This window comes from Microvirga sp. P5_D2 (assembly GCF_054049475.1).
In genome coordinates, this window is sequence record NZ_JBFUMH010000310.1 from 1 (window position 1) to 2881 (window position 2881).

The following is a 2881-nucleotide window of genomic DNA, read 5'->3' on the forward strand; positions in this document are numbered from 1 at the left end:
CACCAACATGCTCGAGCGGCTCAACGAAGAGATCAGGAGACGCACGTATGTGGTGCGGATCTTCCCCAATGCCGCTTCATGCTGCCGGCTGGTGCGGGCTCTGGCGGTCGAGACGCACGAGAACTGGCTGGAAGCCCACCGCTACCTCAACATGGAGGATCTCAAGGAGCACAAGAAAAGCACTCTTCGCGAAGCCGCTTAGCCAGCCTGACCGGCCGCCCCGCTTTGCAGAACTTGACGCACACAATCTGTTTGCCCTGTAGCTCCGGCTCTGGAGCCGGGTTCGGGTTGGTTGAGCACACATCGTCATGCTCCTGCCTCGACGAAGGTTGGCGTCGGCCGCAGCTTGGCAAGCCGTCTCAGATTCTGCGCGGTAGCGGCTAACAGGAACTCGTCTCTGGCTCCCCTGGGCCCGCGTAGTCTCAGACGTGCCAGCTTCAGAATCCGCTTGAGGTGGGCAAACAGCATCTCGATCTTCTTGCGATGGTGACGAGAGCGCTCGAAGGCCGGCGTGCCGGCTAGGGCTCGGGCCACATCGCGGGCGTCTTCATTCTGGTTGCGTGGGATCCGACGGCGGAGTGTGTTGGGGCAGCAGCGTGCCTTCAGATCACAGCTCTGACAGTCGGACTGCTTGGCCCGGTAGAACCGAACGCCAGCCTTGGTGATCCCGGTGCGGGGTATTGCGAAGCTGCGCCGGTACTGCACGAGCTGCTTGCCGCCCGGACAGGTGTAATGATCCTCGTCAGGATCAAACACGAAGTCGGCGCGTGAGAACGTGCCATCGGTGCGCTCAGCCTTGTCGATCACCGGAATGTGGGGTGCGATCTTCTTGTCCTTGACGAGCCAGGCAAGGTTGTCAGCCGAGCCATAGGCGCTGTCGGCCGCCAAATGCCGCGGCTTGAGCCCAAACCGTTCAGCAGTGCGCTCGAGCATCGTGCGGGCAGCCCCGACTTCCGCCTGCCGGATGGCGCGCGTCGCCTCCACGTCGAGAATAACCGCATGCTGGGTATCGATCAGGTAGTTCGTGGCATAGGCAAAGAAGGCCGGGCCCCGCATGGCGCCGGTCCACTGGGCGGCCGGGTCGGAGGGCGAGACGAACTTCGGCTCAACGTCGGTGGCTGCACCCCATGCGGCTTCGTCGAGGGTGGCGAGATACTCTTTGACCGCTCGATGAGCATCGGCACCATGGTCCTCGGCCCGCCACGCGTCTCCCCGGATCGAGCGCTGCTTGTTGGCGTCAGCCGCAATCAGACTGGCATCGACCGCAAAGCCTTCGCCTCCCACCAGCCCCTCCGCCAGGCAGCGCTCGACCACCGTCTCGAACAGGTGCCGTAGGATGTCACTTTGGCGAAAGCGGCCATGGCGGTTGCGCGAGAAGGTGGAGTGGTCCGGCCCCTTGCCGTCAAGGCCCAGACGGCAGAACCAGCGGTAGGCCAGGTTGAGGTGGACCTCCTCGCACAAGCGCCGCTCCGAGCGCAGGCCCATGCAGTAGCCGACAATCAGCATACGCATCATCAGCTCGGGGTCGACGGAGGGGCGTCCGATGGAGCTGTAGAACGGCTTCAGAGCCGTGCGGACGCTTTCCAGGTCAAGGAAGCGGTTGATGCGGCGCAGCAGATGATCGACGGGAACGTGGTCGTCGAGGCAGAAGTCGTAGAAGAGCTGCGCCGGAGCCGTCTGGAAGCCCATCATCGTCCTGCCCTCCGCAAAGCGACAGGACGATGGAATCACGCCAACGCGGCTCAATCAATGCCCGACTAAATCAACAGTATCGGCACCTCTGAGACATTGCAGCTTGGTCTGCATGCAACCGCGAAGCGGAAGTTCAGGAACGTCCCGGCGCCTGCAGAGCCGAACGCTTTGGCTCGCATCTTCGTGTCACCTCGCCCGACACTGAGGGCAAAACCGCCCTCGAGTATTCTGTACTGTAAACAGGTTACGTTTTAGTTGATTGCTTACGCCTTTCGGTTGAGAAGGTCTGAGAAGCTTTGAACCATAGAGATGGTCATTGTGACGCCTAAAGGCTGGTCACTTTAAGCTTGACCGCCGTCGGGAGCTCAGATGACTCTGCCGTCAAGAAAGTTTCGGTCGAGGGCTAGGAACGAAGCAAGCGAAGAAAATGATGTCTGCACCTGATACCGTCGCACCTGCCGCTGAGCGCATTCACAATCTTCTAGGGTACGTCGAGCAAGTCGTCCGGCTGGATGAACGGCCGGCCCTGCGGCTGTCGGAGCATCGGCTTCCGACCGGACAGACCTTTGTGCTGCACCAGCATGAACTGCATGCCATGCCTGGCGTTCGTCATGACATCATGGATGAAGACGGCCCGGTGTGGCTTGCCGTGGAGCGCCTCCGGCGCAGTGATCCTCCCGCACCGCCAGAACTCGCGGCAGACTGGCTGGAGATCTCCCCTGATCCCGAGCGGGAGCCGAAACTGCGGGACTACCTGCTTCTTACGGTAACGGAGACGGAACGGGATGAACTTCTGGCCTCCGGAGCCGTGCGACCAGAGGATGTGGCGGAAGCTATCAAGAAGGACGAGACCATTCCCCGCTGGGATGTGCGCCTGCGCCTGGAGGATCGCCCTGATGTCAGGAGCGCCTCCGAGACGTGGATCACCGAACAATGGCTGCCCTGGTCGAAGGCAGAACGTCCGGTCCGCCGATCGCTGGCGTTGTATCAGAGGCTGTTTGAGGTCACCCAACTCGCCGAACTCGGAGGGGGCGACAAATCCTTCGAACTTGTTTGGGGCATGGGGCTCTCTCGCTGGCTCAGGGATGGCAATGAGGTCGACCTTCCTCTGGTCGAGCGTCTCGTGGAAATCGAGATTGACGATCTTGCCGGCGGTGAGATCAAGGTTCGCCCCCGGGCCGCCACAGCC

Annotated in this window: 2 protein-coding genes and 1 pseudogene; 2 read left to right on the plus strand and 1 reads right to left on the minus strand. The window is 61.7% G+C overall.

Annotated features, from left to right (window positions below):
- On the plus strand, nucleotides 1-202 hold a 202-nt coding region (locus ACXJKO_RS31010; RefSeq protein WP_457094849.1), incomplete at its 5' end, for a transposase.
- Between the two features lie 104 nt (nucleotides 203-306).
- Here the strand turns inward: ACXJKO_RS31010 and ACXJKO_RS31015 are convergent.
- On the minus strand, nucleotides 307-1692 hold the full coding sequence (locus ACXJKO_RS31015) for a transposase (protein WP_457094850.1): 1386 nt from the start codon (nucleotides 1690-1692) through the stop codon (nucleotides 307-309).
- 430 nt (nucleotides 1693-2122) lie between these two features.
- Between ACXJKO_RS31015 and ACXJKO_RS31020 the strand changes: the two are divergent.
- Nucleotides 2123-2881: pseudogene (locus tag ACXJKO_RS31020) on the plus strand (AAA domain-containing protein); the annotation flags it as partial.